Below are 3118 nucleotides of genomic sequence, written 5' to 3'. Positions count from 1 at the left end.
GGTTTACAGAGAACATAAAACCAAGGGGTTTAAGACTGAACCCCCTGAAACGCTTGCTTTCATCCGGCTATCCGTGTGCACCCGAACGCCTTCCGTGGTCAGTAGCTACCCAAATAAAAAAGCACCCCATAGGATGCCCATTGAAATAAATAAAAAATAACAAAAGATACTTGATACGTATTTTTGTACGTGTCATAATAAGTATGTCGAAAGGAGATGGTAACCATCAAATGAATTCAAGAGAGCTAATCAAGAAAATTGAGCAAGATGGTTGGTACCAAGTAAGGGTAAAAGGTAGTCATCATCAGTTTAAACATCCAACAAAACCCGGAACGGTTACCATCCCGCATCCTAAGAAAGACTTTCCAAAGAAAACAGTAAAATCAATCCTAAAGCAGGCAGGGCTTCAATAGCCCTCCTGCAAAAGGAAAATTTAGAATATAAAATTTAACAAAAAGGGGTTATAAATTATGAAAAAAGATCGTTACATTTATCCAGCCCTTTTCGATTATGACGATGACGGAATTACAGTTACATTTCCTGATCTGCCTGGCTGCATCACTTTCGGTAATACAGATGAGGAAGCTCTCACTATGGCTAAAGAAGCTATGGCACTCCATCTATATGGCCTTGAACAAGATGGTGATGAAATTCCTCAGCCGACATCTTCAAAAGATATCGAAACAGAAGATAGCCAAAGCATCGTATTAATCGAAACATGGATGCCGCCTTTCCGTCATGAAATGGAGAATGCAGCAGTTAAGAAAACATTAACTATCCCGCGCTGGATGGACGACATTGCAAAAGAGCATAAAATTAATTATTCGCATCTTCTTCAAGATGCTATTAAAGAACATCTTGGTATTTACAAAAATCCTAGATCATAAGACAAAAGAGCAGCCAGCCGGTTGCTCTTTTTTAATTTCACTTTCGTTGTTTTTGACCTAATACCATATTAAACGATCTAAAACAAAACAGAGTGCCAACGTTGTGCCATAATTGTGCCAAAATCATTTTGCTGTCAATCGAGTTTTTTTATTTATCCACATTATCCACGAATTCACCATATCTTATATTGTGTCCAATTCACGGAAACGCTGAACCCTTTGCCCTGCATAGTTTTTAGCCATTTCCTTAAAATGAGTTGGACACTTTCTCATTATGGTTAGTTCGTTAAAATAGGCAGAAAAAAACTCATCCGTTTTGAAGACAGATGAGCTTACAAGCTGAATGAGTCCATTGTTTGGTCCATTGTGTCTTGAGTAATCCCGATATATCGAAGCGTAACGTCCGGGCTGGAATGGTTGAATATCTCTTGCAGGAGAGCCACGTCTTTGAATTTTTTATAATGCCAGTAACCGAACGTTTTCCTCATGGTGTGGGTGCCGATGCCATCAAGCCCGACGTATTCCGCCGCCTCTTTCAATATGTTGTACGCCGTGCTTCTGCTGATCGGTTTATTTAGTCCTTCGCGGCTTTTGAATAAAAATTCCTGATCATCTTTATCTTTAATGTAGTCGGCCAGGGCCTTTTTTAGCGCCTTATTTATTTTGATGCGTTTCTGCTTGCCGGTTTTCTTCTCGCGTAAATCAATGTACATTCGTTTGGCGTCGCGGACTCTTAAACGAAGTAAATCGGATATACGCAAGCCCGAGTTTATGCCGGTGACGAAAAGCAGATAGTTTCTTTCACTCCGTTCCCTTAGGAATTTCTTAATATAATAAATCTGGTCCTTGTCTCGGATAGGCTGCACAAAATTCATTATGAAGCACTTCCTTTCACGTACACTTCCTCTTTCAATGCAAAAGCCAGATTGTAAAAAGCGCGCGATTTTATCCGGAAGTATGTGCGCGGGCTTAACCCGATTTCGTTGTAAACCTCATAATCAAAACGGTGATCTTGGGACATATACCTCATGATGATGATCTGCCGTTCATTGGCTGGCAAGCGATTCACGGCCTTTTGAACTCTTGCCAGAAAGGCATTTCGTTCTTTTTCCATTTCAACTCTTTTGATAGCCATATCCTCCGTAGATGAATGAAACGCGTTTGTATTTGACGGCGGCACGAGGTTAAATCCTGCCGTGACCTTTGGCAGCAGATCGTCCGGGACTTGCAAGAGAACCATCCTGTAATTATCCAGTATGGCTTCAATTTTCTTTTTCGTCGCTTCTCTATCGATTTCGGGTAATTGAAATAGCATGGTTTATTCCTCCTTTTATTTGCGCTTATAAGCGCCGCCTTTGCCTCGTTTAAGAATCTGCTTGTTTTGCCCCATAATCTCTCGCCAAAAGCGCTCAGAGCGCTCCTGCGCTTTTTCAGGGCGTTTTCTTTTGGTGGGTTTCATGTATATTTCTCCTTTCACTAAGACCGCAACCGGGACAAATAAAAAACGGACACCAAACAAACAGCGTAAAAGCTGTAAGTTCAGTGTCCGCAGGCATTCCATCTAGGACATTATTCTATTTCCGTCCGCCAACGGTTTTCATCAAATTGTCTTGCAGCCAGAACATGAGGTATAATCTGCCGTTAACCCCATATTTTCGCTCAAAAATATTGATAGCTTACTGCAGAAACGGCTTGTAATCCTGCATCATAACATTTCCCCTTCCCGGCGCCCGCCGCGCCTCCTAATCAAATAGACTAAGCTGAGTGATTTTATAATTAAACAACAGCATTTCTTCGGCTCGGTTCCCTTTTCCGGATCCACCGACAACCTGCTTATATGCTGAAAAAGTTTCTCTTTCCCAAGTCGGATAGAGCTCGAGTATCAAAGGATCGTCATAATAGGAGAGAACCACTTTTCCTTTTACTTGATTCAGCAGCCGCGCCAGATCCCGGTGATCCTGCTCTGTAAACCCACCGGCATAAAACTGTTCTCGGCCGACATACGGAGGATCAACATAAAAGAGAGTATCCGGACTATCGTATTTTTCAATAATCGTCCGGAAATCCTTACACTCAATCATGACACCTTTCATACGATTGGCGAATAATTGAAAAGCTGTACAGGCGCTTATGTATCCGCCCGCCGGATTCTGCCCGCTTTTCGTACTGTGACGCCATCCGGTTTGTGGAACATTCTCCGCGTTTCCCTTGCTGATCCCGGACCGGTTCAT

The 3118-nt window shown here is 42.1% G+C and carries 6 protein-coding genes; 2 read left to right on the top strand and 4 right to left on the bottom strand.

What is annotated here, in order from left to right; all coding sequences use genetic code 11:
• The first annotated feature begins 230 nt into the window (after nucleotides 1–230).
• Together AB447_RS23900 and AB447_RS23895 are read left to right on the top strand one after the other, a co-directional pair.
• Complete coding sequence (locus AB447_RS23900; protein WP_048356389.1) at nucleotides 231–413, top strand: type II toxin-antitoxin system HicA family toxin; 183 nt, start codon at nucleotides 231–233, stop codon at nucleotides 411–413.
• A gap of 57 nt (nucleotides 414–470) precedes the next feature.
• Nucleotides 471–887 (top strand): type II toxin-antitoxin system HicB family antitoxin, encoded by a 417-nt coding sequence (locus AB447_RS23895; protein ID WP_046129156.1) that lies wholly within the window; start codon nucleotides 471–473, stop codon nucleotides 885–887.
• A 332-nt stretch (nucleotides 888–1219) separates the two neighbouring features.
• Here AB447_RS23895 and AB447_RS23890 read toward each other — a convergent pair whose 3' ends face one another.
• The 4 genes from AB447_RS23890 to AB447_RS23880 form a co-directional block, all read right to left on the bottom strand.
• Nucleotides 1220–1762, bottom strand: coding sequence for a site-specific integrase (locus AB447_RS23890; RefSeq protein ID WP_048356388.1), 543 nt, complete (start codon nucleotides 1760–1762; stop codon nucleotides 1220–1222).
• A complete protein-coding gene (locus AB447_RS23885; RefSeq protein ID WP_048356387.1) occupies nucleotides 1762–2202 on the bottom strand; it encodes an ArpU family phage packaging/lysis transcriptional regulator in 441 nt (146 codons plus the stop codon). Before AB447_RS23885 ends, AB447_RS23890 begins: the two co-directional genes overlap by 1 nt.
• Nucleotides 2203–2217: 15 nt before the next feature.
• Nucleotides 2218–2346: a hypothetical protein gene (locus tag AB447_RS27335; RefSeq protein WP_017474598.1), complete on the bottom strand. Its 129-nt coding sequence runs from the start codon at nucleotides 2344–2346 to the stop codon at nucleotides 2218–2220.
• A 283-nt stretch (nucleotides 2347–2629) separates the two neighbouring features.
• A partial coding sequence (locus AB447_RS23880; RefSeq protein ID WP_172796336.1) for a DNA adenine methylase occupies nucleotides 2630–3118 on the bottom strand: 489 nt, incomplete at its 5' end.

Source organism: Bacillus glycinifermentans, assembly GCF_001042475.2.
Taxonomy (GTDB): Bacteria; Bacillota; Bacilli; order Bacillales; family Bacillaceae; genus Bacillus; species Bacillus glycinifermentans.
This window is presented reverse-complemented; position numbering and strand designations above follow the sequence as displayed.

What these genes read in the sequence shown, in the direction of transcription:
- AB447_RS23900 (WP_048356389.1), top strand. Translation starts at nt 231, where the DNA reads ATGAATTCAAGAGAGCTAATCAAGAAAATTGAGCAAGATGGTTGGTAC.
- AB447_RS23895 (WP_046129156.1), top strand. Translation starts at nt 471, where the DNA reads ATGAAAAAAGATCGTTACATTTATCCAGCCCTTTTCGATTATGACGAT.
- AB447_RS27335 (WP_017474598.1), bottom strand. Translation starts at nt 2,346, where the DNA reads ATGAAACCCACCAAAAGAAAACGCCCTGAAAAAGCGCAGGAGCGCTCT.
- AB447_RS23890 (WP_048356388.1), bottom strand. Translation starts at nt 1,762, where the DNA reads ATGAATTTTGTGCAGCCTATCCGAGACAAGGACCAGATTTATTATATT.
- AB447_RS23885 (WP_048356387.1), bottom strand. Translation starts at nt 2,202, where the DNA reads ATGCTATTTCAATTACCCGAAATCGATAGAGAAGCGACGAAAAAGAAA.